Origin of the sequence: Buttiauxella sp. B2, from assembly GCF_006376615.1 — a bacterium.
Lineage (GTDB): Bacteria > Pseudomonadota > Gammaproteobacteria > Enterobacterales > Enterobacteriaceae > Buttiauxella.
Genome location: NZ_VEXQ01000018.1, coordinates 28,528 through 54,839, shown reverse-complemented (window position 1 = coordinate 54,839; position 26,312 = coordinate 28,528). Strand labels below are relative to the sequence as shown.

25 protein-coding genes and 3 pseudogenes are annotated in these 26,312 nt (G+C 45.9%); 18 read left to right on the top strand and 10 right to left on the bottom strand.

The window, feature by feature from the left end; translation table 11 throughout:
* Positions 1-50: 50 nt before the first annotated feature.
* From glsB to FH968_RS17825, 4 genes are all read left to right on the top strand, one after another.
* Complete coding sequence (glsB, locus tag FH968_RS17840; RefSeq protein ID WP_139882035.1) at positions 51-977, top strand: glutaminase B; 927 nt, start codon at positions 51-53, stop codon at positions 975-977.
* Positions 978-1,065: 88 nt separating this feature from the next.
* Positions 1,066-2,505, top strand: coding sequence for a GGDEF domain-containing protein (locus tag FH968_RS17835; protein WP_139882033.1), 1,440 nt, complete (start codon positions 1,066-1,068; stop codon positions 2,503-2,505).
* Between the two features lie 159 nt (positions 2,506-2,664).
* On the top strand, positions 2,665-4,116 hold the full coding sequence (locus FH968_RS17830; protein WP_139882031.1) for a tagaturonate reductase: 1,452 nt from the start codon (positions 2,665-2,667) through the stop codon (positions 4,114-4,116).
* Positions 4,117-4,227: 111 nt separating this feature from the next.
* Positions 4,228-5,163, top strand: coding sequence for a zinc-binding dehydrogenase (locus FH968_RS17825; protein WP_139882028.1), 936 nt, complete (start codon positions 4,228-4,230; stop codon positions 5,161-5,163).
* Positions 5,164-5,187: 24 nt separating this feature from the next.
* On the opposite strand, the gene dsbG is transcribed toward FH968_RS17825, so the two are convergent.
* A complete protein-coding gene (gene dsbG, locus FH968_RS17820) occupies positions 5,188-5,952 on the bottom strand; it encodes a thiol:disulfide interchange protein DsbG (protein WP_139882026.1) in 765 nt (254 codons plus the stop codon).
* Between the two features lie 146 nt (positions 5,953-6,098).
* On the opposite strand from dsbG, the gene FH968_RS17815 reads away from it, so the two are divergent.
* Entirely contained in the window at positions 6,099-6,389 is a 291-nt protein-coding gene (locus FH968_RS17815) for a VF530 family DNA-binding protein (RefSeq protein ID WP_139882024.1), read from the top strand.
* Positions 6,390-6,410: 21 nt separating this feature from the next.
* Complete coding sequence (locus tag FH968_RS17810; protein WP_139882022.1) at positions 6,411-7,202, top strand: phosphotransferase family protein; 792 nt, start codon at positions 6,411-6,413, stop codon at positions 7,200-7,202.
* 3 nt (positions 7,203-7,205) lie between these two features.
* On the opposite strand, the gene FH968_RS17805 is transcribed toward FH968_RS17810, so the two are convergent.
* Complete coding sequence (locus tag FH968_RS17805; RefSeq protein ID WP_139882020.1) at positions 7,206-8,405, bottom strand: NAD(P)/FAD-dependent oxidoreductase; 1,200 nt, start codon at positions 8,403-8,405, stop codon at positions 7,206-7,208.
* Positions 8,406-8,631: 226 nt separating this feature from the next.
* Here FH968_RS17805 and FH968_RS17800 point away from each other — a divergent pair, with 226 nt between their 5' ends.
* Positions 8,632-9,138, top strand: coding sequence for an Rrf2 family transcriptional regulator (locus FH968_RS17800; RefSeq protein ID WP_139882018.1), 507 nt, complete (start codon positions 8,632-8,634; stop codon positions 9,136-9,138).
* Positions 9,139-9,144: 6 nt separating this feature from the next.
* Here FH968_RS17800 and FH968_RS17795 read toward each other — a convergent pair whose 3' ends face one another.
* From FH968_RS17795 to FH968_RS17785, 3 genes are all read right to left on the bottom strand, one after another.
* Positions 9,145-10,149 (bottom strand): iron ABC transporter permease, encoded by a 1,005-nt coding sequence (locus FH968_RS17795; RefSeq protein ID WP_139882016.1) that lies wholly within the window; start codon positions 10,147-10,149, stop codon positions 9,145-9,147.
* Positions 10,149-11,105 carry an ABC transporter substrate-binding protein gene (locus tag FH968_RS17790; protein WP_139882014.1) on the bottom strand — a complete coding sequence of 319 codons (957 nt, stop codon included), beginning with the start codon at positions 11,103-11,105 and terminating at the stop codon, positions 10,149-10,151. The genes FH968_RS17795 and FH968_RS17790 overlap by 1 nt, the downstream gene beginning before the upstream one ends.
* A 76-nt stretch (positions 11,106-11,181) precedes the next feature.
* Positions 11,182-11,994 (bottom strand): ABC transporter ATP-binding protein, encoded by an 813-nt coding sequence (locus tag FH968_RS17785; RefSeq protein ID WP_139882012.1) that lies wholly within the window; start codon positions 11,992-11,994, stop codon positions 11,182-11,184.
* Between the two features lie 110 nt (positions 11,995-12,104).
* Here FH968_RS17785 and FH968_RS23915 point away from each other — a divergent pair.
* The 10 genes and pseudogenes from FH968_RS23915 to FH968_RS17740 form a co-directional block, all read left to right on the top strand.
* A pseudogene (locus FH968_RS23915) lies at positions 12,105-12,341 on the top strand (hypothetical protein); the annotation flags it as partial.
* 189 nt (positions 12,342-12,530) lie between these two features.
* Entirely contained in the window at positions 12,531-13,121 is a 591-nt protein-coding gene (locus tag FH968_RS17775) for a YSC84-related protein (RefSeq protein ID WP_139882010.1), read from the top strand.
* A 201-nt stretch (positions 13,122-13,322) separates the two neighbouring features.
* Positions 13,323-14,172: pseudogene (locus tag FH968_RS17770) on the top strand (hypothetical protein).
* Positions 14,173-14,251: 79 nt separating this feature from the next.
* Positions 14,252-14,416 (top strand): YnfU family zinc-binding protein, encoded by a 165-nt coding sequence (locus tag FH968_RS23910; protein ID WP_223271337.1) that lies wholly within the window; start codon positions 14,252-14,254, stop codon positions 14,414-14,416.
* 273 nt (positions 14,417-14,689) lie between these two features.
* A complete protein-coding gene (locus tag FH968_RS17765) occupies positions 14,690-15,274 on the top strand; it encodes an MliC family protein (RefSeq protein WP_139882008.1) in 585 nt (194 codons plus the stop codon).
* Positions 15,275-15,471: 197 nt separating this feature from the next.
* The gene (locus tag FH968_RS17760; RefSeq protein WP_139882006.1) at positions 15,472-15,786 is read left to right on the top strand and encodes a BON domain-containing protein; all 315 of its coding nucleotides are present in this window, start codon (positions 15,472-15,474) and stop codon (positions 15,784-15,786) included.
* A gap of 190 nt (positions 15,787-15,976) precedes the next feature.
* Positions 15,977-16,213 (top strand): hypothetical protein, encoded by a 237-nt coding sequence (locus FH968_RS17755; protein WP_139882004.1) that lies wholly within the window; start codon positions 15,977-15,979, stop codon positions 16,211-16,213.
* Between the two features lie 102 nt (positions 16,214-16,315).
* A complete protein-coding gene (locus FH968_RS17750) occupies positions 16,316-16,879 on the top strand; it encodes a TetR/AcrR family transcriptional regulator (protein ID WP_139882002.1) in 564 nt (187 codons plus the stop codon).
* 114 nt (positions 16,880-16,993) lie between these two features.
* The gene (locus FH968_RS17745) at positions 16,994-18,406 is read left to right on the top strand and encodes an aldehyde dehydrogenase family protein (protein ID WP_139882000.1); all 1,413 of its coding nucleotides are present in this window, start codon (positions 16,994-16,996) and stop codon (positions 18,404-18,406) included.
* Positions 18,407-18,540: 134 nt separating this feature from the next.
* The gene (locus FH968_RS17740; RefSeq protein WP_139881998.1) at positions 18,541-19,233 is read left to right on the top strand and encodes an epimerase; all 693 of its coding nucleotides are present in this window, start codon (positions 18,541-18,543) and stop codon (positions 19,231-19,233) included.
* 192 nt (positions 19,234-19,425) lie between these two features.
* On the opposite strand, the gene arsC is transcribed toward FH968_RS17740, so the two are convergent.
* The 3 genes from arsC to FH968_RS17725 form a co-directional block, all read right to left on the bottom strand.
* On the bottom strand, positions 19,426-19,854 hold the full coding sequence (gene arsC / locus FH968_RS17735) for a glutaredoxin-dependent arsenate reductase (protein WP_139881996.1): 429 nt from the start codon (positions 19,852-19,854) through the stop codon (positions 19,426-19,428).
* 64 nt (positions 19,855-19,918) lie between these two features.
* A complete protein-coding gene (locus tag FH968_RS17730) occupies positions 19,919-21,208 on the bottom strand; it encodes an arsenic transporter (protein WP_139881993.1) in 1,290 nt (429 codons plus the stop codon).
* Between the two features lie 45 nt (positions 21,209-21,253).
* Entirely contained in the window at positions 21,254-21,574 is a 321-nt protein-coding gene (locus FH968_RS17725; protein WP_139881991.1) for a metalloregulator ArsR/SmtB family transcription factor, read from the bottom strand.
* A gap of 86 nt (positions 21,575-21,660) precedes the next feature.
* On the opposite strand from FH968_RS17725, the pseudogene FH968_RS17720 reads away from it, so the two are divergent.
* Positions 21,661-22,196, top strand: a pseudogene (locus tag FH968_RS17720) (NAD(P)H-dependent oxidoreductase); the annotation flags it as partial.
* Positions 22,197-22,470: 274 nt separating this feature from the next.
* Here FH968_RS17720 and potE read toward each other — a convergent pair.
* On the bottom strand, positions 22,471-23,892 hold the full coding sequence (gene potE, locus FH968_RS17715; protein WP_139881989.1) for a putrescine-ornithine antiporter: 1,422 nt from the start codon (positions 23,890-23,892) through the stop codon (positions 22,471-22,473).
* Between the two features lie 33 nt (positions 23,893-23,925).
* The gene (locus FH968_RS17710; protein WP_139881987.1) at positions 23,926-26,235 is read right to left on the bottom strand and encodes an Orn/Lys/Arg decarboxylase N-terminal domain-containing protein; all 2,310 of its coding nucleotides are present in this window, start codon (positions 26,233-26,235) and stop codon (positions 23,926-23,928) included.
* Positions 26,236-26,312: the final 77 nt, after the last annotated feature.

Genomic DNA, 26,312 nt, shown 5'->3' with positions numbered 1-26,312 from the left:
ATTTATCTGATATACTCCGTCGCGCTTAATCAGCCAATCAGGAGTTCGCAGTGCCAGGTCTGTTAGATAATCAATTACTGGAAGATATTCTCACTCAAGTTCGGCCGTTAATTGGCCGCGGTAAAGTGGCAGACTACATTCCTGCACTGGCGGAAGTTCCAGGTAATAAGCTTGGGATTTCAGTATGTACGGTCGACGGCGAAGTTTTCAGTGCTGGTGATGCGACAGAGCGTTTTTCTATTCAGTCAATTTCCAAAGTGCTCAGTCTGACACTCGCCATGGCGCGTTACGAAGAGCATGAAATCTGGCAACGAGTTGGCAAAGAGCCGTCCGGGCAACCTTTTAATTCCTTGCTTCAGTTGGAACTTGAGCAGGGCAAACCGCGTAACCCGTTTATTAATGCCGGAGCACTGGTGGTTTGCGATATGTTGCAAACCCGGCTGAGTGCACCTAAACAGCGCATGTTAGAAGTCGTGCGTGTGCTGGCGGAACAACCCGATCTGGCTTATGACTCGCGTGTTGCAAAATCTGAGTTTGAACACTCTGCACGTAATGCGGCAATTGCCTGGCTTATGAAGTCATTCGGTAATTTTGATAACGATGTGATTACTGTCTTACAGAATTACTTCCATTATTGCGCCCTGAAAATGAGTTGCCTTGAACTGGCGAAGACCTTCTTGTTTTTGGCCAATCAGGGGCGCGCATTACACCTTGATGAACCCATTATTACGGCGCAACAAGCCAGGCAGATTAATGCATTAATGGTGACTAGCGGAATGTATGATGGCGCGGGCGAGTTTGCTTATAGAGTAGGGATGCCGGGTAAGTCTGGAGTAGGCGGTGGAATAATCGCTATCGTTCCACATGAGATGTCTATTGCGGTCTGGTGCCCGGAACTGGATGCCTCAGGAAACTCGCTGGCAGGAACCGCGGCTCTGGAGATTCTGGCGCAGCGTATTGGCCGTTCAATATTTTAAAAATATGCTAAGCTGAAATTCGTTTTTGCTCACATGCAGTTGTATTACTTAATTAAGCAGTTCATGCATAAATATGAGTTAAAATAGCATGCCTAATCAAATCAGGTTTATATTCTTTGCGCCCGAAAAACATTTAACTAACGCCATTAATATATTTGTCATTACGACACTTTTTTACTTTTTTGGCGCGTCATTGCGCCTGGTTGACGAACTGTCTCTGTTCTGGCCTTTGAACGCGGTGCTGGCTGCGGTGTTTGTACGCTACCCTTTTCTTAATCGCCCGGTGTATTACTTCCTAAGTTATAGCGCCATGGTGGTATACGACGCCTTCACCACACACTGGGGTTTGCAGTCGGCAGTAATAAACTTCTCAAACATGGTATTTGTTATTATGGTCGCGCGGTTATTACTGCGTTATTCCCATGTGCAAAATGAAAATAATTGGGCACTTAACGCTTTTAATCTTTTCTATTTTTGTCTTATTGTCTCAATTATTAGCTCATTAATTGGCTCGCTGGGTTCACTGGGTGCATCGAGTGATTATCGCAATTTTCTATCGCTTTTTGCTGACTGGTTCAGCGAGCAGTTTTCGACAGGTGTGTTGATATTGCCATGCCTGCTGATGGCAAAATGGCCACAGTGGGACAAAACGTCCGTTTTCCATCTCTCCAAACTCTATCCGCTGTTCGGCGTCGTCATTTCTGTTGTGGCATCGGTTGTGATTGGCGGTGCCGGAAGCCTGGCGTTTCCACTGCCCGCACTTATCTGGTGTGCGATACGTTACCCTGTGCCGGTTACCGCATTGCTGACGTTTTTAACCGGCGGTACAGAAATTGTCCTGGTGGCAAACTCGATAGTCGATATTCACTATCAGCAACCGCTGGTGGTGAATGAGATGTTCTCCGCGCGCCTTGGGATTGCCACGATGGCAATTTGCCCCTTGATTGTTTCGGTGAGTGTGGATGCCATTAACCGGCTGATTAAACAAACTTCTCTGAGGGCAGATTACGATTATCTTACTGGCGTTTATTCCCGTTCAGGCCTGTATGAAGCGCTGAAAAACAAAGTACCGTTACTGCATCTCCCCAAACAAAAACTGTGCGTCATGTTGCTGGATATTGATTATTTCAAACGTATTAATGACAGCTACGGACACGAATGTGGTGATGTCGTCCTCAGCGCATTTGCCACACATATCAGAAAATCTATTGTTGAAGAAGGGCTTGTGGCGCGTTTAGGTGGTGAAGAATTTGTTGTGGTATGCAGCGCCAATTCGCAAGAACAAGCCTATACCATTGCCGAAAAAATCCGCCAGAGCATTGAGCTCACAGCGTTTCGATACCAGCAACAAACACTGTTTATCACTGTCAGTATTGGTCTGGCCACGGCGGAGTCAGAAAATAAGACGTTGCTCGATACGTTTAACCCACTATTGGCGCAAGCGGACAAATACCTTTATTTGTCCAAACGCAACGGACGTAACCAAACCAGTACGGCAGCCGTTGAAGAAATCGCTTTCAATGGGTAGTGGCAGGAAAGATAGAGTTGTTCTACCAAAAAACATCTGTAAATAAATTGGTATAACAACTCTAGTTTGATCAAAACGGGGTTTCACTTGGTTGAGTTCTGATAGTTTGAGCAGGATATTTGTGGTCGTTCATCCTGTACTCACCAAGGAACAACAATAGTGAAAACACTTAATCGTCAAGATTTCCCTGGCGCTCAATACCCTGAACGTATTATCCAGTTTGGTGAAGGCAACTTCCTGCGTGCTTTCATCGATTGGCAGGTTGATTTGCTTAATGAACATACGGATTTAAATGCCGGTGTTGTGATTGTGCGCCCAATTGACAGCGCATTCCCGCCGTCGTTATCCACCCAGGATGGACTCTATACCACGGTTATCCGTGGGCTGAACGAACAGGGCGAAGCGGTAAGTGACGCGCGTCTGATTCGCTCAGTAAACAGAGAGCTCAACGTTTATCAAGAGTATGAAGAATTCCTGAAACTGGCGCATAACCCAGATATGCGTTTCGTGTTCTCTAATACCACTGAAGCGGGCATCAGTTATCACGCGGGTGATAAGTTTGAAGATGCGCCAGCGGTGAGCTATCCGGCAAAACTGACACGTTTGCTGTTCGAGCGCTTCAGCCACTTCAACGGTGCTGCTGATAAAGGTTGGGTAATCATTCCTTGCGAACTGATTGACTACAACGGTGACGCGCTGCAAGAACTGGTGCTGCGTTATGCGCAAGAATGGGAACTGCCAGCCGCCTTCGTTCAATGGCTGAACGACGCCAACACATTCTGCTCTACACTGGTAGACCGTATCGTTACCGGTTATCCGCGTGATGAAGCTGTCGAAATAGAAAAATCTTTGGGTTACAAAGATAGCTTCCTGGCCGCCGCCGAACACTTTTACCTGTTCGTTATTCAGGGGCCTGCAACACTGGCGCAAGAACTGCGTCTGGATAAATTCCCGCTGAACGTGCTAATCGTTGACGACATCAAACCTTATAAAGAACGTAAAGTTGCGATTCTGAACGGTGCACACACTGCTTTGGTTCCGGTGGCATACCTTGCTGGTCTGAATACCGTTGGTGAGTCCATGAATGATGCTGAAGTTTGCGCTTTCGTGGAAAAAACTATCGCGGAAGAAATCATCCCGGTACTGGATTTGCCGCGTGACGAGCTTCAGTCCTTCGCTCAGGCAGTCACCAGTCGTTTCCAGAACCCGTATATCCAGCACCAGTTACTGTCTATCTCGTTGAACGGTATGACCAAATTCCGTACCCGCATTCTGCCGCAATTACTGGCAGGCCAGCAGGTGTCCGGTACGTTGCCTCCGCGTCTGACTTTCGCTCTGGCGGCACTCATTGCCTTTTATAAAGGCGAGCGTAACAACGAAACTTATCCGTTACAGGACGATGAACACTGGTTGGTGCGTTATCAGCAACTGTGGGCTTCACTTGGTGACAAGCAAATCACCGAGCAACAACTGGTTGAAGCCGTCCTCGGCGACAGCGGCCATTGGGGCCAGGATTTGACTCAAGTTCCAGGTCTGGTGGCTAAAGTTAGCGAAGATTTGCAGGTCATTCTGAGCCAGGGCATGCGTGCTGCTGTGGGTCGTTACTGCTAGCTATAACCATTATCACAGCTTTTGTAGGTCGGATTAGCCCGACAATCACTTGATCTTCAAGCGACAAAATCTGGATATAATGCCTGTAGGCTCAGCTTACAGGCATTTTTTATGCAGAACTCCGCACTCTGGTTTCGGCAATTTGGCCAACCTGAACACGTCATCACCCTCGAACAAGCAGTACTCGCTACGCGCCCTTGTGGAATGTTGCGCGTACAAATGCGCTATGCCCCGGTCAATCCTTCGGATTTAATTCCCGTTACCGGCGCTTATCGCCATCGAGTGGCTCCGCCGCAAATTGTGGGTTATGAAGGCGTTGGCATTGTGACGCAAGCTGATAACCCGGAATACGTTGGCTGTCGTGTTTTGCCGTTACGCGGTGATGGGACATGGCAGCGCTGGCTGGACTGTTCACCACAGTGGGCAGTGCCTGTTCCTGATGACATTCCCGATTTATTGGCTGCACGAGGATATATCAATCCGATTGCCGCGTTAGTGATGCTAAAAAAATGGCCGGTGAATGGCAAAACGGTTCTGCTTACGGCTGCAAACTCGTCTTGTGCAGGGTTACTCGCGCAGTGGGCAACAATGCAGGGCGCGGTAGAAGTGTTTGGTGTTTGCCGCAGCGAAACTCAAATGACGACGTTGCGCAAAAACGGTATCAAGCCACTCATCATCAATGATCATGCGTCATTGCGCTTTGCCGCGCAGCAGGTCGACGTGGTGTTTGATGCTGTCGGCGGAAACCTTGCAACGCTGTTATTGACCAATCTAAAACAGGATGCGGATTTTGTTTCTTACGGTTTGCTAAGCGGGCAACCTTATGACGCACGCGGTTGTGCGGCGAAGCCACAGCGCTTTCATTTGCGTGACACACTAGCAGTAACCCATTCGCAGGAATGGCAGCTGTGGTTTACTGAACTCTGGCCGTTGTTAGCAAAAAGCCAGCTGCCTGAAGTGAAGTTATTTGCACTAGAAGAGTGGCGTGAAGCGTTACGGGAGTTTTCTATCACTGGGCGACGTTGTAAGCCAGTATTGGCTATGTGAAGTGACAACGTCACCCGAAAGTGATTATTTATCGCCACCCATAATGACTTTCATGGTTTCTTCGTCAGGCAGACCTTGATGTTGTTGCAGGCGTCCTTCTTTATTCTGGTAGTAGATAGAAGGTGTGGCCGTTCCGCCAAGTTCATCCATCAATGCCAGGTTATCTTCTAACGCTTTAGTGATTTCTGGTTTGATCGTTGCCGGGATTTTCAGCTCCAGTTTACCCTTGCTGTTCTCATACTCTGCGAGGGTTTTCGCAGGGTCATCTGCCATCATAATGGCTGCGGCTTTTTGACCACTGTCCGGACGCAGCATCCCAACCATCAACACGCGCAGCTGCACCTTTCCAGATTTCAACCACGGCTGGGCATTTTGCCAAAACTGCGTGCAATACGGGCAGTAAGGATCGGCAAACGCGTAAACAATCAGTGGGGCATCGGCTTTACCTGCAACTATCCAGTGATTTTTCTCTAGTTTCTGCCACATCTCTTTGGCCATAGGGGCATAAACCCATTTTTCGACCTGCGCATCACTGAGGTTTTTACCCGCAGCATCCACTAAGTTACCCATAATCGCGTGCTGTTTATCAGGGGTCAGGAATACCGTGGTGCCTTGTCCTTGAAATTGCATCACGTATCCGGGTAGGCCGCCTGGGCCTTTAAATTCACCTTTAAGTTCAAAGCCTTGTTGCTGTAAGGCGGAAATTGGGGCAGGGAGTTTGGTTTCTGCCGCCAGTACCGAAGTGCTGGTTAACAGGGCAAGCGCGATGGGCCATACTGCATTGTTCATGACTTAATCCTTATCATTCTCTTGATGAATGTATGCACCGGACAGGCTACATGCCATGCGTCCGGAAGGAAAGTTCTCGATTTGAAAGATGAGAGAGCGTTATTTTGCTATCGTATGCGCAATTATTCAGACTCATTGGACGCATTATGACCCACTCATCAAAAGACCCTCTGCACGGCATGACACTTGAAGCCATTGTGAATGCTTTAGTCGCGCGTTTTGGATGGGAAGAACTGGCGAAACGGATCAATATTAATTGTTTTAAAAGTGACCCCAGCGTGAAATCCAGCCTCAAATTTTTGCGCCGCACACCGTGGGCGCGTAAAGAAGTCGAAGATATGTATATCGATTTTGTAGAGACAGAAAGTTCAGCTCAAAATGAACTGCCAGCGGATAGCCCGTGGGCCAACTGGCAGAGCAAAAAGGGCCAGGAATAACAACAGGTTTGGGGTGCGATAATGAGTGATAACCTGGCAAAAATGGGGGCGGCACGTGTATGCCGTACTTCATATCATGGCATCGAGTGCATCGAAAAAAGCCAGGCTTCAAACGTTGAGTTTCAATTCTATCTCCAGGTTGCCCCCGCATTTCGTCGTGCAGGTATCGGCGTTCCCGAGCTTTTAGCTAGCGATACCACCACGCAGACATTGACGCTGGAATATATTCCTTATCCCATTGGTCAGGATGCGCTATTACAAAATCCTGATGTGTTATCGACTATTGCATGCATACATCAATTCCTGGGCAATGAAGGCGGTATATTTAAACGCCATACTTGGCTTCGTGATAAAACCGAACGTGCACTTGAATTGCTGAAATTACCGGATGAATCTGCCGCGATTATTAGTGAAACCGAAAAATTAAGCGCATGTTTGTTTAGCCCGAGTACGCTTATTTCAGGTGACACTAATGCCGGGAATTGGGGAATTAGAGAACAGGGCAGCGCAGTGCTATATGATTGGGAGCGATTCAGTACCGGTAGCCCGGCAATTGATCTCGCCCCCTTAATCAAGGGGATGGGAAACATCGCTGATTTCGTACATATCGCCAAACGATATCAGGAAGTTTCGCCATATTGTCATTCACCCGCTCTGGCGCAAGAAATCGCTATCTGTAAATTGTGGGTGGTGACTGAAGTTATTGATATTCTTTACCGCAACAACAAAGTTGAACTCAATAAATATCTCGACTGGTATCGCTTCAATTTGCCTGCGTGGCTTCAGAAGCTTAGGTTTTTTTTAAACGCCTAAACCTTAAACAAACGGTGCTAACGGATCTGCGGCGGCGAAGGCAATTTCTTTCTCAGCTTTAGGCGGGTAAATCAATTCACTGGTAATAGCGACTTTGATTTTCTTCGCCTCAGTGCGGGTTGATTTAACGACCTGATCCCATCCTTCGCTGTAAACCGCACCCCATGCACCCAAATCCAAACAAGTTACGTAATTCACCTGTTGGTACGGCTGCGGGCTGATGCCAATCATGTCAGCGGCGACGTTATTACCGACAAAACGCCCCAGCATAATCGCGTGCTGGCAGGTCATGAGTGCGCTGTTACCTTTATCATCGGTGCTGGCATAAGCCACATCGCCCGTTGCATATATATCGTCCTGTCCAATGACTTTTAAGTTCTGGTCAACATGCAAACGGCCTTGTGCATCACGTGGTGCAGGGATTTGCATGGTGAGCGGACTTGCTTGTACGCCCATGGTCATGATGACGGTATTCGACGCAATAAACTGACCATTCTTAAACGTAACACCTTGCTTATTAATTGCCGCGATTTCAGCATTGAGCATCCATTCAACACCCAGTTCGTCGCAGGCCTGCTTAATCACATCACACAGTTCCTGGCTGTAGCGGCCACCCACCACCGGGCTGCGGTCAGCGATAATCACGCGGGCTGGTGCGGTATCGCCCAAAATTGCGCGTAAACGTGCGGGTAATTCGGTAGCCAGTTCAATGCCGGTAAAGCCACCACCACAAACCACCACGGTATTGCGCGCTTCGCTGTCGGCGTGTTCTGCAAGCTGGGTAAGATGCTGTTCCAGGCGAGCCGCACTTTCTAGTTGGTCTACATCAAATGCATGCTCTTTAGCACCAGGGAAAATAGGGTTGATGTGGCTGCCGGTTGCCATGATTAGGCGGTCATAATGAACTGCCGCGAGTTGGTCATGCGCCGTGTGATACCAAACCTGCTTACTTGCCGTGTCAATTTCACTGGCGGAACCAGCAATAAACTTAACGCCTGTCGCTGCAAACAAGGGCAGCAGTGGTGCGGCAAAACTTTCTACACCCGCTTCATAAAAGCGCGGACGAATACGCAGTTCAGGCTGTGGTGCCAGGACTGTTATTTCAATATCGCCACGATCGTGAAGATTGGTTAAACGTGCTGCACTCAATGCTGCCCACATTCCTGCAAAACCTGCACCTAAGATAAGAACTTGCTGTTTCATGTTTTAACACCCTGGTATATCAATGGTTATTTGATTTCTTAACTACGATTATCTTTGTCGTAGTTAATTATTTCAAGGTTTTTACATGCATAAGCAGGTGATATTCACTTAATAATATGAATTTATTTGATATTTAAAGTTTAACTGGCAATTGATATGGGCGGGAATTGATTCAATGCAAGGAAGGAATTATCATCTAACTAAGATTTAACTGGGCGGAGAATTTATGGCGTTTTACAGTTCTGGCGTGGAGTACGGTATCCATAGCTTGATGTGTTTGGTGGATAGCAAAGGCGATGGGCGTGAGATGAGTGTGCGTGAAATCGCTGAATTACAAAATGTTCCCTACGATTACCTGGCTAAGATTTTTACCAAGCTTTCCAAAGCTCAGTTGGTTGAAAGCACCGAAGGGAAAGGCGGGGGATTTCGCCTGGCGAAACCTGCTGACCAGATAACCGTGCTGGATATCGTTGCGGCTATCGATGGTGATAAATCAATTTTCGATTGCAAAGAAATTCGCCAACGCATGGCTATTTTCGATGAACAAACTCCTGCCTGGGCTTGTGAAGGAGTATGCGGCGTGCGCCAAGTGATGCAAGTGGCTCAGCAACGAATGGAAGAAGCGTTGGCGCAACATACCGTGCTGGATTTGGCACGGCGCATGTTCAGAAAAGCACCGGAAGCGTTGCCTATTCAGATTGAAGACTGGATTGGCCGTCGCCGTAGTGAGTAACAATATTTAGCTGGCTCGCCTAAGTAAAATGACCAGTACAAACACACCGCCAACACCTGCTGTGATAATACCAATCGGCAGTTCCTGCGGAGCTGTCAGCGTTCTGCTAAGAATATCACCCGCAGAGAGCAATATTGCGCCCATGATGCCGACCAGGGGTAATAATCGTTGATGACGCACGCCTGCAAACGGGCGCGCCAAATGCGGCACCATCAGCCCGACAAAACCGATAACGCCAGTCAGAGAAACTAATATCGCGGTCGCCATAGAACAGCAGAGGAAAACCTCTGTTCGTAAACGGTTAACGTTAATCCCCAGCGACCAGGCCGTTTGCTCGCCTGCCAGCAAACCATCTAATGCCTGCCAACGCAGGGAAATTAGCACCACTAGCATTATCAAGGCGACGGCTGCGAATCCCAGATTTTCCCAGCGGGCATAACCTAACCCTCCTAACGCCCAAAATAGCGCGCTACTGGCGGCTCGTTGGTCACCGGAAAAGATCAAGAAATTGGTCAACGCGCCAAATAAAAAAGACACCGCCAACCCGCAGATAATCAACTTTTCTGTCCCTTTATGTGACTGAGACATAAAGATAACCATCACTGCCGCCGCCGAAAGCATTCCACCGGCAAACGCCGCGATGGGTAAAGTCCAGGAACCGAGGCTGTCGCCAAGACGGGTTATTACCAGCACCACACCCGCAGAGGCTCCGGAAGATAAACCAAACAAAAAGGGGTCTGCCAAATCGTTGCGGGTGGTGGTTTGCAGCAGGGAACCGACTAATGCCAGTCCGGCTCCCGCTATCATGCCCAGCAAAGTACGCGGTATCCGCAATTCAAGTACGATGCTTTTTATCATTGGCGCAACTTCACCGTGCGTTAAACTCAGGGCGGTAAACACTTCAGAAAAAGAGAGCTGGACACTTCCTTTGACGACGCTTGCCAGAGCCAACCCCATCAGCAACAGCGGGGCAAAGATCCACGCCAGCAAATACCGCTTATTGGTGAACATTACTGAAATGCGGCCGGGTAGAGTGCGCGGGCGAGTTTATTGATGGCGGCAATATTGGCAGGGCCAGGTGTCATTTCCTGGTATTTCAATTTCAGATAGCGGTGATGAAGTACCGCCGGGGTATTTTTCATTAATGGATGTTGCTCCAGGAAGAGCTTTAACCCATCAGCCCCCCCGTTATAGCCAGACTGGTAATCCATCAGAATAATGAACTCAGGCTCGGTGGCCGCGACACTTTCCCAGTTAGCATTTACCCAACTATTGTTCAGGGTATCCATCACATTCTTACCGCCAGCCGCTTCGATTATTGCCGTTGGCATGGCGTAAGCACCGCTGGTATAGGGCTTATCAACGCCTGAATCGTAAAGAAAGACTCGCAAGGGCTTATACCCGGTAATTTTTGCTTTTAAGTCGGCAACCTGCTTTTTCCAGCTATTAACCAGGGTTACCGCATCTTCTTGTTTACCAAACACTGTACCCAAGCGTTCCATGTCACCGTACAGCAAATCCATGCTGGCGCGTGGGCGATGAGTATCAACATGAACGCAGCTTTCGGTCAGAATAAGCGTTTTGATATTAAATTTTGCCAGCGCCTTAGGCGTCACATCACCCCGTAATCCATAGTTCCAACCCGCAAAAAACAAGTCAGGTTTAACTGCCAGAAGCGTCTCCATCGACGGATATTTAGGGGAGATTTCAGGGATGGAGCCCTGCAGGCGGATAAATGAAGGAATATTTTTGTACCAACCAGTAATCCCGCTGACGCCAACCATTTCGGGTTGCAAATGCAGTTCGAACGCCATTTCAGACATATTGATGTCTTGAACCACCATGCGCTTCGGCGCTTGGGTGAAGGTCATTGGCTGTCCGCAATTATCAACGGTGACGGGAAAACCTGAGGCACTGACACTGGCAGAAATCACGGCCAGCAACGCCGTGAGCATTAATTTTTTCACACATCCTCCTGATGCTATGCCGCGGCACCTTACAGGAATTGATGTGGTGAATAGATCAAGTCAGATCAAATAATGCTTACTTATTTGTATTGCAATTCATTTCAGAAGGCAGTGCTTCAAAAATTCGCAGAGTTTTGCCTGTTTTTGGATGAATAACGTGCAGGCTTTGCATACCGAATATTTGCGCAAAGCAGGATGAATCTAATACCTGCGCAGGCGTTCCATGGCTAACCAGGTGTCCGGCATTCATCATCAGAACCTGGTCTGAGAAGGGTTGAATCAACTCAAGATCGTGTAACACCGCAATGGTGGTGATGTTCTTGCGCCGGACGAGGCTCAGTAATTGGTGCCTGGCGAGTGGGTCGAGGTGGTTTGTCGGTTCATCCAGTAATAAAAGCGCTGGTTGTTGTGCCAGAGCCCGGGAAAAGCCTGCACGCTGGCGTTCGCCACCGGATAACGTTCCCAAAGCAGTCTGTTGCAGATGCGCGATACCGACATCGTTAATCGCCTCGGTAATCACTTTCTCGTGTTCAGCGTTAGGGCAGTCGGCCTGCCATGGAATACGCCCCAAAGCCACATATTCTCGGACGGTGAGCCTTAAGTCGGCATTGTCGTGCTGGGTCAGTAGTGCAACGGTGCGGGCACGTTCTATCGGTTTCATCGCGCACAATGGTTTTCCCTGAATAACGATTTCACCGCTTGCAGGTTGCAACTCATTAATAATCAGGCGCAGCAACGTCGATTTACCACTGCCATTCGGGCCGATAATCGAGACAAATTCACCGTCAGACACGTTAAAAGAAATGGCATTGACCTGTGGCGTTTTGCCGGAGAAATAATGGGTAAGGTCACGAACGGATAATAAAATTGCGGGCGAAAGCGCTGTCATCGGCAATGCCATTAATTCAAATAATGGGGCGTAGGATAACAGTCGTGTTGTGTTGGGCAAGCCACAAGGCACGATAATATGTTGTCATAGCTATCGTTGCATAATGTAATATACAACGAATTCTTACCGCTCAACCTGGACGTAACGTTCAGGTTGAGCGGGTGGTGGTGCAACACCAGACGCTGAATATTTTGGTTCAACTCAACGCGGAAAATGAGATAGCAGGCGTCATGACGAGCTGGAAAAAACGGCCTGGTCCAAAATTTTAGCGCTTTATGCCGGAAATCGACTCGTTACCAACCCCGGGTGACCTCACTGAAGTGAATATCGGGAGCTTAATAGTTTTAAGCTGTTATCGCTCTTGTGTGAGATGTTTCCAGTACGAATTAATTTAAAATTAAACAAAATAAATTTCAAATCCGCACAAAAGAATAATTTATAAATACGCCTCTACCATAGTATTCGCGCTCTTATTTCCGGCGTCTTACAACATACCTTTTCACTTTCGCCGGTTGTCTTTTTGATTTAAGGTGCACATGCAGTATAAAAAATTAATTCTTATCGTAGTTTTGGCTATTGCAGGTTGTAGTGCCAAAGGGGATACAGCGAGCCAGCAGCGTAACACCATCCAGCATATGCGTATCAATACATTGACGAAACTGTATAAAATTCATCCTGAAGCGCGTAGTGAAATTCTGAGAGCAAAAGGATATGCAGTCTTCTCTAATAACAGCAGTAAAATTCTGTTATTGGGCTTCGGTAGTGGTTATGGCGTAGTGAAAGATCTCAGAACAGGTAAAGACACCTACATGAGAATGGCGCAGGCCGGAGCCGGTCTGGGGATGGGCGTGAAACAATTGAGCACGGTGCTCGTGTTTAATGACCGTAATGCACTGAATGATTTTATTAAGAATGGTTACGTCATTGGTGCCGATGCGAATGCAGCGGCTAAATATGACGATAAAGGTTTACCTGCACTGGGTGCTTCAGCAAGCGCAGTAGCGCCTGGTAGTGTAACGATACCAAAGCCTGTCAATGTCTATGAAATCACGGAAAAAGGCCTTGCCGCTCAGGCAATGGTTAATGGCTATAAATACTGGCCAGATGATGCTCTGAACGGCAAATAGTGCAGCGCAGAAAACGGTGCCTGGGTGCCGTTTTTTTACGCCCAATTCTCAGCAATTGGCTTCTGGTGTCAAAAATACCAGGGTAAATAACTTTCCCATTAAGTTATATCGACACATAGTTTCGATTTACATAGTGCACTGGATTTCCCGGGAATGCCCACGATAAATATAAGTACCAGTAAAATACTCCCCGGGATAAGTATGCTTAACAATTACAGTGTTAGAATCGTAATCATTGTATTTATTGCAATTGCATTTGTCTTAATGGATCTAGTGGCACTCTATTTGGTTACAAACATAAATATCCTGTTAATGCTGAATGTTGTCGGAATAGCATTGCTTTCAAACTTATGGTTTTATATGACAAAATATCTTGTCATTCTCATTAACCAGGTTAAAAAGAATATTGATGAGATAAACTCCGGCAATCTCTCAATTTCCATCCCTGAGTTTGGTAATAACTGTGCAGGTAAATTAATACCTGGAATAAATATCCTGCCGAAAGAAATATCTAATTTGGTTATGGATATAAGAAAATCATCCCATTCAGCAAGTGTGCTATCAGGAACACTCGCCAATCAGAGCGCTGAGCTTTCAGTAAAAACTGAACAGCAATCGGCAATGCTGATGGAAACAGCTTCCAGTATGGAAGAGATCTCGATAGGCACGAAGAGCAACGTTGAAAACACGCAGCAGCTCAATAACATAACTACTGAAGCGCAGAAATCCGCAGGCCATCGTTTCAGGTTCTGACGGTCTTAATATCCTGATGGAACATATTTTCCTCTCGACCCAGTATCAAGAAAAAGGAATACAGCAAATAACCATTGCTTTATCCGAATTGGAAAAGGTCACGCTTAGCAATGCGGCTGTGGTTGATGAACTTGCTCAGTCCTCAGACGTACTTAAAGACCAGGTTGTTGAACTTCAAAAAAGGACCAGTAATTTGCGTTTGGGCAATGAAGATAGCGTGGTTGCGGCCATTCCCACTCAGTTGATTACAACCCAGCAGATAAAACATGCGCAAGAGAGGCTCTGGCCGACATTCTAACGAGGTAAATCGGATAACTTGTGCGCTAATTCTTCGGGGCATGATACGATGAACCTTATTCATTGAAAGGCTAATCATCATGTCCCTATTCGATTCCGCAATGAAATACCTCAGTAAAGCATCAAGCAACTCTATTACTTGTCCAATTTGTGGCAAAAAGTCTACGCATCCCGCCAATAAAGTCCGTCAGGGGCAAACATTGCTTTGTCCATCATGTAAATCTCTGTTCGTTGCACCGCGATAAATAACCCTTCTTTATGCTTTGTGCAGTCAAACCAAAAGCCGCGCCTGCAAAAAATGATGAAAAAAAACTAACCACCGCAAAGCGGCGCGGATATTTCCCTCGCGGGGAACAGTTCCATCAGCTTAAAATACATTAACGATTTCGGTGGGTTAATGCGTTCCGTGTAAATAAACCCTCTTAAAACATAACAAAATCAAGATGCCAAACGCTGTGTGATTGTCGGTGTAAGCTGGGCAATTCACTGCAATATTTTGATGAATCAGGATTATTGATATGAAAAAGGTACTGATTCTAATGGTGCTAGCCTCACCATTAGCTTTTGCGGCGAAACCGTCGTTTGACTGTAACAAGACCAGCGGCAGCGAAGTGGAAAAGTTGATTTGTAAGGATAAGACACTCGCGGCGCTGGACGTGAAAATGTCGAGTGTGTATTCGGCTGCAATGAAAAAATTACCCGCTCAAGAGCAAAAAGTGCAAAAAGCCACGCAACGAGGTTGGATAAAAGGCCGCGACGAATGTTGGAAAAGTGATAACGCCAGCCAGTGTGTGATCGACGAATATTCCAGGCGCATTACCGAGTTGCAGATAAAAGGTGAACTGCTGAAAACACCTGATCCTTACACCTATCAGTGCGGGAAAGAGCAACTGATAGCCTGGTACTACAACGAAACCGAAATGCCAGCTGCGCTGCTGAAAACCGGCAATATCCAGCCAGAGATCGCTTATCTTGCCCGTTCTGGTAGTGGTGCGAAGTATGAAGCGCAAAACTGGGGCTTCTGGAGCAAAGGGAAAGAGGGCGTTTTAATGCGTGAAGGTAAAGCGGATCAGAACTGCCAGGAGAAGTTAAAAACTCGATGACAGGGGGTTGCTCTTATCAAATTGGCAGAGCACCTGATGGTGAAATAAACCCTAACTCTCTTTGACCCGGCACCAAAATTTTTAGGATTGCGCACAATCCACACTTGAGCAAATAATTACTATGATTACACTGGCTGATTAGTACGGATTACAGTTATCACTATCTTGATGATGTCAAAAGGAAAGGAAGGGACTTAATGAAAAATTCTAAATCAATGATGGCTTTATTAGCAGCGGCAACACTCTCGGTTGCGTTGACAGGTTGTGCGGGTTCTTCCAATAAGGAAAGCACAGGTAACTATATTGATGACACTGTGATTACCACAAAAGTGAAATCGGCATTGCTGGCAGAGAAATCACTGAAATCGACGGATATTACAGTAGTCACTTATAAAGGTCGCGTACAGCTAAGTGGCTTTGTTGCTTCATCAGAAGATATCAAAAAAGCGGTGACTGCGACTAAAACAGTCGCGGGTGTGAAAACTATCGAAAACGATTTGAAGTTAAAATAACGCATTGTATTTGTGCGTCAAATCTAGCAGTAATGAAAACAGGATGCATGTGCATCCTGTTTTTATATCAGTGTCAAAGTGCAGGCCGACCAGTGCCTCTAGAGACTACTGTTCTTTTCAGGCGATGAAGTCAGTTCGTTTCAGAGCTGTTGCACTATTCATGAGTGTGAGTAAAAGAAGGAGTAAGAATATGCCTCACTATGTATTTTTCGTTAAAAATACTGATATACGTGCCCTGGACAGCATTTCTGAGCAGGTTGAACTGCTGAAATCAGGTTATCAGAAGATTGATTTTGAATCAGAAGCGGCTGATTACACCGCGGCCATGAAAGATCTAAAGCAACACCATGATGCCAATACTGAAGCCAACAAACAATTCACCGGCGATATTACGTTCAGTGCAATTATTGAATCTTTGTTACGCTAAAAACAGGTTCTAACATCAATTACTCATTAAAAATTTCCATTCAGGCTTGATTATTACTCAACAAATCGTATGATTGACTAATCACTCAATTAAGATGACAACATGGCAAGACCACTTGACGAAGAAAAACGTAAAGCCATCCTGGATTCCGCTGTGCGGATCATCGCTGGGCAGGGGCTTAATGCAACCACGGCCTTAATTGCTAAAGAAGCAGGTATCTCTACTGGATCTCTGTTTACGTATTTTCCGGATAAGGTCACACTGCTGAATCAGCTTTATCTGCACATCAAAACTGAAGTTGCTACGGCACTGATATATGAATTTCCACTGCAAGCACGGATTGAAAACAAAGCTTTTCATGTCTGGAAGTCGTATGTTGCATGGGCGTGTAATAACCCTGAGAAGCGTACCGCCTTGCAACAACTGACCGTCTCCAGGGTCATCTCAGAGGGTACCCGTAAGCAGTCCCAGGCCATGTTTGAAGTGGTTAATCATATGTTGTCCGAACTGAGTAACTCTGAATCCTGCCAAAATGTGGCGTTCATCACTGCCGTCATGGCTTCGCTGGCTGAAACGACAATCGATTTCGTCATCAATGAGCCAGGCAGAACGAACGAATACACCGATACTGGTTTTCGCATGTTCTGGCAGTCTCTAAGAATGTAGGTTAATTTTTTATGCATAAAATGACTGACCATTCAGTCATTTTATGAGTTTCATAGAACTCCAGTGTTAACGCAGCACGACAAGCAGCAAACTTTAACTTATCGGGAGAGGCACATGAAGCACATCACTCAGCATTATATTGGCGGAAAATTTACAGATTCAGTTGGGCAGGAGAAGTTCGAACTCATCAACCCTTCCACTAATGAGGTTATCGGAACAGTTGTGCTCGGAAATGAGGAAGACGCACAGCGAGCAATAGCCGCGGCAAAAGAAGCGTTTAAAACCTATTCCAGAACCACTGCTGAACAGCGTGCCGAATACCTTCAGAGATTACACGATGCCATTCTTGCCCGGGCAGATGACCACGCACAGGCACTGATAAAAGAATACGGTGGACCTGCACAGATGGCACAATTCCTTGTGAAGGCGTCGACTGACTTGATTCTGAGTGCAAAAGAGAGCCTGAAAAACATTACCTTTAAAGAGATGGTAGGGGAAACCGAAGTTTCGATGAATCCGGTCGGCGTTGCAGGTCATATCACCCCCTGGAATGCCAATATTCTCTATTTTTGTAATAAAACAGCCGCCGCACTGGCTGCTGGATGTACTGTTGTGACCAAGCCCAGTGAGATGAGCGCTCTGCAGACGCAGGTGATAATGGAGTGCGTGAATGCAGCTAATTTACCTGCCGGACTCATCAATATTGTCAACGGCCGGGGAGATGTGGTCGGTGCGGAACTAACAAGAAACCCTGACGTAGCCAAAATTTCCTTCACGGGTTCAACTGCCGTTGGAAAAAGCATTGCGAGCACAGGAGCTGCCACGCTTAAAAGGGTAACGCTGGAACTTGGCGGTAAGTCGGCACACATTGTTCTGGGCGATGCTGACTTGAGCCAGGCGATACCCTTTATTCTGGGTTCAGGGTTTATGAATAGCGGGCAAGCCTGCATTGCAGGAACCCGAATTTTGGTCCCTGAAAATCGTCTCGAAGAAGTTAAATCTGCACTTAAGCAGGCTGTCGGGCACCTTAAAGTGGGATTACCTGAGCAACCTGATACGGCTATTGGGCCAATGGTATCGAAAACACAGTACCAGAGAGTTCAGAGCTATATTCTAAAAGGGATCGAAGAAGGTGCTGAACTTCTCACGGGTGGGCCAGGACATCCGGAAGGCCTTGAGCAGGGTAATTTCGTGAAACCCACTATATTTGTCAATGTCACCAATGACATGACCATAGCAAGAGAAGAAATTTTCGGACCCGTGCTCTGCGTGATCACCTACAAAACAGAACAGGAAGCCATTGATATCGCAAACGACTCACCGTATGGCCTTGCAGGCTATGTCAGCGGGTCTGATATCCAGCATGCGAGAAAAATTGCTGAGCAAATGGAAGCAGGAACCGTTTCTATTAATACGTTCGGTCATAATCCTTTTGCCCCGTTTGGTGGGGTCAAACAGTCAGGTATTGGAAGAGAAAACGGTACCTATGGCATCAAATCTTATCTTGAATACAAATCGATATTCTAAAGATCTGTGAGTGGGTGGTTAGTTGTTCACGATAAAAATAGCCGCCTTACATAACGCATCCCCCGAAAGTAATATGACTCACGAGTAGGGGGTTGCTGCTTCAGTAGTAATAATAAAGTAGCAGAGGTCAGCTTGTGAAAATTGTAATTTATGGCGCTTCCGGCATGGTGGGTCAGGGGGTTTTACGTGAATGTCTGCTGGCAGACGATGTGGAAACGGTGACAGTCATCGTGCGTTCCGCATTACCTGACCACCATCCAAAGCTGAAGCAGCTGATTACCGCCGACTTGGTTCAGCCCTTAAGCGATTACGACATGCGCCACTATGAGGCCTGCTTTTTTTGTCTCGGCGTCAGTGCTGCCGGGAAGACTGAAGAGCAGTACAGTAAACTGACCTACGATTTAACCCTGAGCGTGGCTTCCCGTCTGGTGAAGGTAAACCCGGAGATGGCCTTTATCTATGTTTCGGGTGCTGGGACCGACAGTTCGATGCAGGGGAAGAGTATGTGGGCCACGGTGAAAGGCAAAACTGAAAATGCGATTCTGGCTCTGGGTTTTGCCTCTGCCTGGATGTTTCGTCCTGCCATTATCCAACCCTTGTATGGTGCGCGTTCCAAAACGACCAGCTACCGGATTTTTTATCAGTTAATGACGCCAGTACTTCCAGTTCTGAAACTCATTTTTCCACATGCGATTCTGACAACAGAAGATATCGGTAAAGCGATGTTAAATGCGGTACGTTACGGCTGTGACAAAGTTATTCTGGAAAAAGAGGACATCAGCAAACTTGCCAAAACTGAGCGCGATAGGCATAGAGCAGGGAACTAGATACACACGAGCCATGCTCAAAGGTTACTCCCGGCGTCTTGTATCACCATAGAAAATCTCTCATCAGGGAAAGTGAATCGGTGTCCAGGCATAATAAAAGTAATTAAATTGCCTATTACGACAAAAATACCAATGAGCTATGCCATGTTATTATTTTTCTAATATCTCAATTGCTACTCTCTTTCTCAGTTCTTATTTTTTGATCTGTTTACCTTGCTCATCAATGACTCGCTCACCGTCTTCCTTGTTAAAGGCCCCACGCTGAGCATCAGGTAAAATATCCAGAACTACCTCTGAAGGCCGGCATAATCGGGTACCAAGAGGGCTGACAACAATTGGGCGATTAATCAGGATAGGGTGCAGTAACATAAACTCAATCAACTTGTCATCGCTGAAAGTGCCTTCGGGCAGTCCTAATTGCTCATAAGGTTCGACATTTTTACGTAATAACGCCCGAACGGTAATCCCCATATCCGCAACCATTCTCACCAGTTCTTCACGGGTTGGTGGTTTTTCCAGATACAGAATTACCGTAGGTTCAGTACCACTGTTACGAATCAATTCAAGGGTATTACGTGACGTTCCACAGGCGGGATTATGGTAAATAGTTACATTGCTCATTGTGATTGTCTCTTGTTGAAACCCCAACAGGACATTCCTCCTGGGGATATGTGTTAAACAGTAATTACAGTGCTACAGACAGCCGCAAGGCCAATGCAGCCAACGTCACCATAAGCACCGGGATTGTCATGACAATGCCCACACGGAAGTAATATCCCCAGGTAATAGTCATATTTTTCTGCGACAAAACATGCAGCCATAACAGTGTCGCCAGACTGCCAATTGGCGTGATTTTAGGCCCCAGATCGCTACCGATAATATTGGCATAAATCATCGCTTCTTTGATTACACCCGTGGCCGTGCTGCCATCAATCGAAAGTGCCCCTACTAGTACGGTCGGCATATTGTTCATAACGGAAGACAAAAATGCTGTCAGGAACCCCGTTCCCAACGTAGCCACCCACAATCCCTGTTCAGCCAGCTGGTTCAGAAGGGATGATAGGTAGTGAGTCAGTCCTGCATTGCGCAAACCATAGACCACCAGATACATACCCAGCGAGAAGATAACTATTTGCCAGGGCGCACCACGAAGCACCTTGCCGGTGTTAATAGCATGTCCTTTATTCGCAACCGCAAACAGAATCAGTGCTCCTACGGCTGCTACCAGACTGACAGGCACACCGAGCGGCTCCAGGCCAAAGAAACCTAGCAACAGTAGAATCAGTACCAGCCACCCGATTTTAAACGTGTTTATGTCGCGGATAGCTTCTTTCGGCGCTTTCAACAGGGACAGGTCGTAAACTACGGGAATATCTTTGCGGAAAAACAGATGCAGCATGGTCAGTGTCGCTGCAATTGCTGCCAGGTTAACCGGCACCATCACTGCTGCATACTCAGTGAAGCCGAGGTTAAAGAAATCAGCTGAGACAATATTCACCAGATTTGAGACCACAAGCGGTAAGCTGGCCGTATCTGCTATAAATCCTGCTGCCATGACAAAGGCTAGAGTTGTCCCCTGGCTGAAACCGAGAGCCAGGAGCATCGCAATCACAATAGGTGTCAGGATAAGTGCTGCGCCATCATTGGCAAACAGTGCTGCTACCATAGCGCCCAGCAGGACAATCCAGGTAAACAGTAAGCGACCACGGCCATTGCCCCAACGGGCAACATGCAGTGCGGCCCATTCAAAGAAACCGGATTCATCGAGCAGAAGGCTGATGATGATAACGGCGATAAAGGTTGCGGTCGCATTCCAGACAATCTGCCAGACGAGCTGTATGTCGCCTAAGTGAACAACTCCTGACAGTAGCGCCAGACCTGCGCCCAGCATTGCGCTCCAGCCAATACCCAATCCCCTGGGTTGCCAGATAACCAGAACAAGAGTAAGTAAAAAAATTGCACCGGCCAGTAACATTAATGACTCCATTCATATTTGATTAATTGCATATGTAAACCCATTTCAATACGAGGTAGCTGAAGTGCTATTCAGCTTATTTCGTATGTTCCCACGTTCACTATTCCAGGCTGAGTCAATGATGGTTGCAGCCCATGCAGGCATATGTGGCGACAGGCGATAATGCACCCATTTCCCTTCGCGGCGGTCAGTCACCAGTTCAGCCTCGCGTAATAAGGCCATGTGTCGGGATATTTTGGGCTGAGACTCCGCCGTAACTGCACAGATGTCGCATACACATAACTCGCCGGACTCCCTGAGCAACATCACAATGGTCGACCGCGTTTCATCGGCAAGCAGTTTAAAAAGCTGAACAGGCTGAAGCATTTTGAAACCTCAATATGAGTTAATGATACATACACTAATTCATATATGATTGGTTTTAAAGCACAGCTTTAGGCTGGGGAATTTTCATGACATATTTATCTGCAATCGAACAAGAGTTTTTTAATGATGAAATTGCCAATAAAATTCAGACCAGCCCCCAGGCGACAGTGCGCATTTTGATTCTCTACGGCTCTGTTAGACAGCGCTCATACAGCCGGTTTACCGTAGAAGAAGCGGGGCGGTTGCTGGCAGAAATGGGGGCTGAAGTAAAAATCTTTAATCCCTCTTGTCTACCATTACCTGATGGCGCGCCAGAAACAGATCCTAAAGTGCTCGAGTTGCGGAAACTAGTCAGGTGGTGTGAAGGAATGGTTTGGAGTTCACCGGAAAGACACGGGGCGATGAGTTCAGTCATGAAAGCGCAGATTGGCTGGATACCACTGAGTGAAGGAACTGTTGTCCATCCCAAGGTAAAACATTGTCCGTTATGCAGGTTTGCGGCGGTTCGCAGTCATTCAACACGGTAAATCAGATGCGGATGTTCACCATTTCAAATCAGTCGTCAGTACCAAAGGCATGGCAGGAATTTGACGATGAAGGGCGCATGAAACCGTCTGCCTGGAAAGGCATTTTCTTTATAGCGCCCCCACTCATCAGTGAAGAGTGGGGGCGCTATTATTTAAGACTCGCGCAATCTGCGTTATGGTCATTTCCCCACAATTGACAAGCCTGACTGTTTCAATTTTGAATAGGCTATCAATGATCCACCAGTTTCATCACTGAACTACTTTTTAAAGTATCTTAACTTGGTGTCTAGTTTTTCGTTACCTCTCCACCTTTACTCAGTTGATGTCCAACATTTGGGGTGTAGCTCAGAAGGTAGGAATTATTTTCGTTTATGGTTGATGGAGAACTGCTGGAACCTCGTCGGAGCCTGAAATAACATGGTCTGGATGCAATCGCTGTTCATCCTTTACAAATCGGGCACTGACAACACCATAGAACGTAAATCCTAATATTGTCGCAATACCGCCGGAGATCAGAGCCTGATCGCCAGAATTAACTAATGCGAAATAGCTATAAGCAGCACCTACAGTGGCAATAATATTGTTAATTATTGCTTTACGCCGAGGTGTATGTGAAATTTCTTGTATCGTGACTAATGCGGCCATGGAAAGGATATAAGGAATAAGGTTTGTTACCACGGATAAATCTACGATGGCAGAGAATTGTGCAGATACACCAGGGTTAGTAATATTTGTTTCAGTTAACCAACCTAAACGCGTTCCATCCTTACTGATTGGTATTGAAAACCAACTTAACAATGTTTGTATAAACAACAAAATGATCATCCCAATTATGGGCGTGCCAGATTTTGTTGTTTTAGAAAAAACTTTTAGGAAATAGCCAACATCTGCTGAGCTTTTGAACACCTGTGCGGTAGTAAATTGCCAACCTAATAGTGAGCCAATACAAGCTAACACCATTAAACCTGTAACAATACTACCAACGATAGGGGTAAACATCATAGCAAACGCCAGCCCAAAAGGTGCGTCTGAATTTGCCAGCTGCATATTAGGAATAATTCCTGCAATTACGTTTGTTGAGATAATATATAAAATTGCTGAACCTATAGTGCCAAAAAGAACTGCAATCGGGACGTTCTTTTTTGGATTATCGACGGCATCACAGTTTGCACAGGCAGATTCCAAACCAAGAAATGCCCACAAAGTGATAGCCACTGACGACCCTGCAGCTTCAAACAGACTTTTCTGGTGAGGATTCCAACCAGCCATATAAATTTTCGGATCAAACCAAAACCAACCGATGGTTGAAATGACCACCACTGGAGCGATAACTCCCCAAACGGTAATACCACCCAGTTTACCGGTAATACTGGCACCACCGAAATTGGCAACAGTGGTTAGCCAAAGTAGTCCAATCGTCATCAACCCAATGACGAGCGGGTTGGGATTGATATGAAATAATCCGTTAATATAACCGACAGCGGTAATGGCGATTGCCACATTACCAATAACAATAGCCACACCGTAGGTGTAGTTAGCAATATAATTTCCAGCCTTACCGAAAGCATATTCTGCATAACCACCCATACCACCTGGTTTATTACTTAATGTTCCGCAACAAGCAAATGCCCAGGCTAAAGCGACGGAACCTGTTGCAGTTACTAGCCATGAAATAATAGATATACCACCCACTTCAGCAAGTTTGGAAGGAAGAAGGATAATACCTGAACCCAGCATATTAATTGCCGTTAACATAGTTAACTGCACAACACCCATTTTTTTAACACTCATAATATATCCTTATAAATAATAAAATTCATTCGGTTACTTCGCGTTATGCTCTTTTAGGCACTGAACATAATAATTACCATTAACACTTTCAACGCCATGTATATCATGAGTAAAACCAGGGAAATTCCTATCCCATTCCTGCAATGCCAATAGATAGCGAATATAAGGGCCATCGTTACTGCCTGCATTTTCCCCGGGCATTATCATTGGAATTCCTGGTGGGTAAGGGACTATTCCGGTAGCTAAGATACGCCCCTGTAGATCATCAATATGTACGGTGTCAATTTCGTTATGGACTAATTTTACATAAGCATCGGCAGGTGTCATAGCAGGCTCTGGCAGAGTAGAAAATGCCTCGGCTTGTATCGCCATAATTTGGTTATTTTTGATCATGGCAAACATCGATTCCGCAAGAGTTTTCAAACCCATTTCTTCATAGCAAGCGGGCACTTCACTGGAGTGCGCATACAGCACCTCACTCACTGGTGCATTGTTGTCGTAGGCATCTTTGAAGCGTAATAGTGCGTTGACGAGAGTTCCGTATTTACCTCTTGTTACCCCAAGTGAAAATAAGAATAAGATGGTAAAGTCTGTGGTTTTTTCAACTTGAATGCCTCTTTGGCTTAAAAATGCCGTTACCAGCATTGCTGGAATCCCCATTTCCTCCAATGAACCATCAATAGAGACACCAGGCATTACCACAGATACTTTTATAGGGTCGAGCATGCAATAATTGTCTTCAATACCTTTAAATCCGTGCCAGCTATCCTGAGAATTTAATTTCCAGCATGCTGAATCCGTGATTAAAAGCTCATCAGGTGCATCTTCGAACGCAATACGCTGGCCGCTATCACTATCAGTGACATAATCAGCATTCCAGGTTGAGAAAAACCAATCATGTTCTGCATATGCCTGACGTTTAATTTTGCCAATTACCTTCCTGAAGCTGACAGCTTCAGTAATAGATTCTGTAGTCAGTACTAAGCCACTGACACCATTCATCATCTCGGCAGATACCTCATTAGCCATAATAATAGGATAAAGCGGTGAAGTAGATGCATGCATCATATAAGATTCATTGAATCGTGCATGCGGAACTGGGTTTCGGCCGTCACGTACACCAATAAGTGAAGCTTGAGATAATGCGGCTAATAGCTTATGTGTTGAGGTTGTCGTGAAGATACTAGGTTTATCTTTCGGATAATCTTTTGGGTCACCATACATACCAAAGTGATCACGATATATTGGATTGAATCGTGCGTAGCCGTACCATGCCTCATCAAAATGAATACGGTCGACACTCGCATCCAGTGAATCAATTACCGTTGGAACATGATAAATTAAGCCGTCATATGTTGAGTTAGTGATAATAGCATGATGCGCTTTTTTCTTTTTATCATGTGTTAATGGATTCTTTTTAATAGATTCTCTGATACTAGTTTCACTCAAGTATCGGTTGTAAATTGGTCCAATCATGCCAAGGTTATTACGTGACGGTATTAAATAAGTAGGAATTACACCCGTCATGGTAAGCGCATGTTCTGTTGATTTATGTGCATTTCGGTCACAGAGTGCATAGTCGTTGCGTGCAACAGAAGACATAAGAATCACACGGTTTGACATCGATGAACCATTTGTCACTGTATAAGCGCGATCTGCACCAAATACTTTGGCGCAAAATTTTTCACTCTCTCCAATCGGGCCACTATGGTCAAGTAACGATCCCAGTTCACCTACAGAAATAGATAAATCGGAACGTAACAAATTCTCACCGAAGTAGTCATGAAAAACCCGACCAACAGGTGATTTTAAAAATGCGGTGCCGCCAGCATGACCTGGTGTATGCCATGAATACTCGTATTTTTCAGCAAAAGCAATGACGGCTTTTGTGAAGGGGGGAGTAATGTTTTCACGATAACGCAAAATAGCCGAATAAATACGTCCAGAAATAAAGAATGATGTATCTTCAAGCAACCATATTAGTTCGTCTGACTGACGCATAACGTCTGCTGTTAAGGTTGAAGCGTTATTTCTTTCAATCATTAAGAAAATCGGAATGCGAATGTTTTTGGAGCGAATATGTTTTATCATATCCCTTGCTTTCAGATTGTGTTCATCGTTTTCCTGCAACATCCAATTAAGCACAACGCACTGAATCGTAGAATCAGATAATACAATGGCGTTGGCATCTTCGAAATCAGAGGAAATGACAACATGAATACTTCTTTTATTTAAATCTTCGGTTAGTGTTTTAACTGATCGATTTATCGCCTCTAGTTGAGGAATATCTGCATGGATCATTAAAACCTTTAGCCCAACTAGTCTTTCGCTGGAAAATGTCATTCTTCACTCCTTATCATAAGATACATTAATTTATCCACAACAAATAATTTATAAGCTTAATATTTTTGAAGGTTATA

Excerpts from the sequence above, each read along its gene's own strand:
- FH968_RS17835 (WP_139882033.1), top strand. The coding sequence starts at position 1,066 with ATGCCTAATCAAATCAGGTTTATATTCTTTGCGCCCGAAAAACATTTA.
- FH968_RS17825 (WP_139882028.1), top strand. The coding sequence starts at position 4,228 with ATGCAGAACTCCGCACTCTGGTTTCGGCAATTTGGCCAACCTGAACAC.
- dsbG (WP_139882026.1), bottom strand. The coding sequence starts at position 5,952 with ATGAACAATGCAGTATGGCCCATCGCGCTTGCCCTGTTAACCAGCACT.
- FH968_RS17815 (WP_139882024.1), top strand. The coding sequence starts at position 6,099 with ATGACCCACTCATCAAAAGACCCTCTGCACGGCATGACACTTGAAGCC.
- FH968_RS17810 (WP_139882022.1), top strand. The coding sequence starts at position 6,411 with ATGAGTGATAACCTGGCAAAAATGGGGGCGGCACGTGTATGCCGTACT.
- FH968_RS17805 (WP_139882020.1), bottom strand. The coding sequence starts at position 8,405 with ATGAAACAGCAAGTTCTTATCTTAGGTGCAGGTTTTGCAGGAATGTGG.
- FH968_RS17800 (WP_139882018.1), top strand. The coding sequence starts at position 8,632 with ATGGCGTTTTACAGTTCTGGCGTGGAGTACGGTATCCATAGCTTGATG.
- FH968_RS17795 (WP_139882016.1), bottom strand. The coding sequence starts at position 10,149 with ATGTTCACCAATAAGCGGTATTTGCTGGCGTGGATCTTTGCCCCGCTG.
- FH968_RS17785 (WP_139882012.1), bottom strand. The coding sequence starts at position 11,994 with ATGACAGCGCTTTCGCCCGCAATTTTATTATCCGTTCGTGACCTTACC.
- FH968_RS17775 (WP_139882010.1), top strand. The coding sequence starts at position 12,531 with ATGCAGTATAAAAAATTAATTCTTATCGTAGTTTTGGCTATTGCAGGT.
- FH968_RS23910 (WP_223271337.1), top strand. The coding sequence starts at position 14,252 with ATGTCCCTATTCGATTCCGCAATGAAATACCTCAGTAAAGCATCAAGC.
- FH968_RS17765 (WP_139882008.1), top strand. The coding sequence starts at position 14,690 with ATGAAAAAGGTACTGATTCTAATGGTGCTAGCCTCACCATTAGCTTTT.
- FH968_RS17760 (WP_139882006.1), top strand. The coding sequence starts at position 15,472 with ATGAAAAATTCTAAATCAATGATGGCTTTATTAGCAGCGGCAACACTC.
- FH968_RS17755 (WP_139882004.1), top strand. The coding sequence starts at position 15,977 with ATGCCTCACTATGTATTTTTCGTTAAAAATACTGATATACGTGCCCTG.
- FH968_RS17750 (WP_139882002.1), top strand. The coding sequence starts at position 16,316 with ATGGCAAGACCACTTGACGAAGAAAAACGTAAAGCCATCCTGGATTCC.
- FH968_RS17745 (WP_139882000.1), top strand. The coding sequence starts at position 16,994 with ATGAAGCACATCACTCAGCATTATATTGGCGGAAAATTTACAGATTCA.
- arsC (WP_139881996.1), bottom strand. The coding sequence starts at position 19,854 with ATGAGCAATGTAACTATTTACCATAATCCCGCCTGTGGAACGTCACGT.
- FH968_RS17730 (WP_139881993.1), bottom strand. The coding sequence starts at position 21,208 with ATGTTACTGGCCGGTGCAATTTTTTTACTTACTCTTGTTCTGGTTATC.
- FH968_RS17725 (WP_139881991.1), bottom strand. The coding sequence starts at position 21,574 with ATGCTTCAGCCTGTTCAGCTTTTTAAACTGCTTGCCGATGAAACGCGG.
- potE (WP_139881989.1), bottom strand. The coding sequence starts at position 23,892 with ATGAGTGTTAAAAAAATGGGTGTTGTGCAGTTAACTATGTTAACGGCA.
- FH968_RS17710 (WP_139881987.1), bottom strand. The coding sequence starts at position 26,235 with ATGACATTTTCCAGCGAAAGACTAGTTGGGCTAAAGGTTTTAATGATC.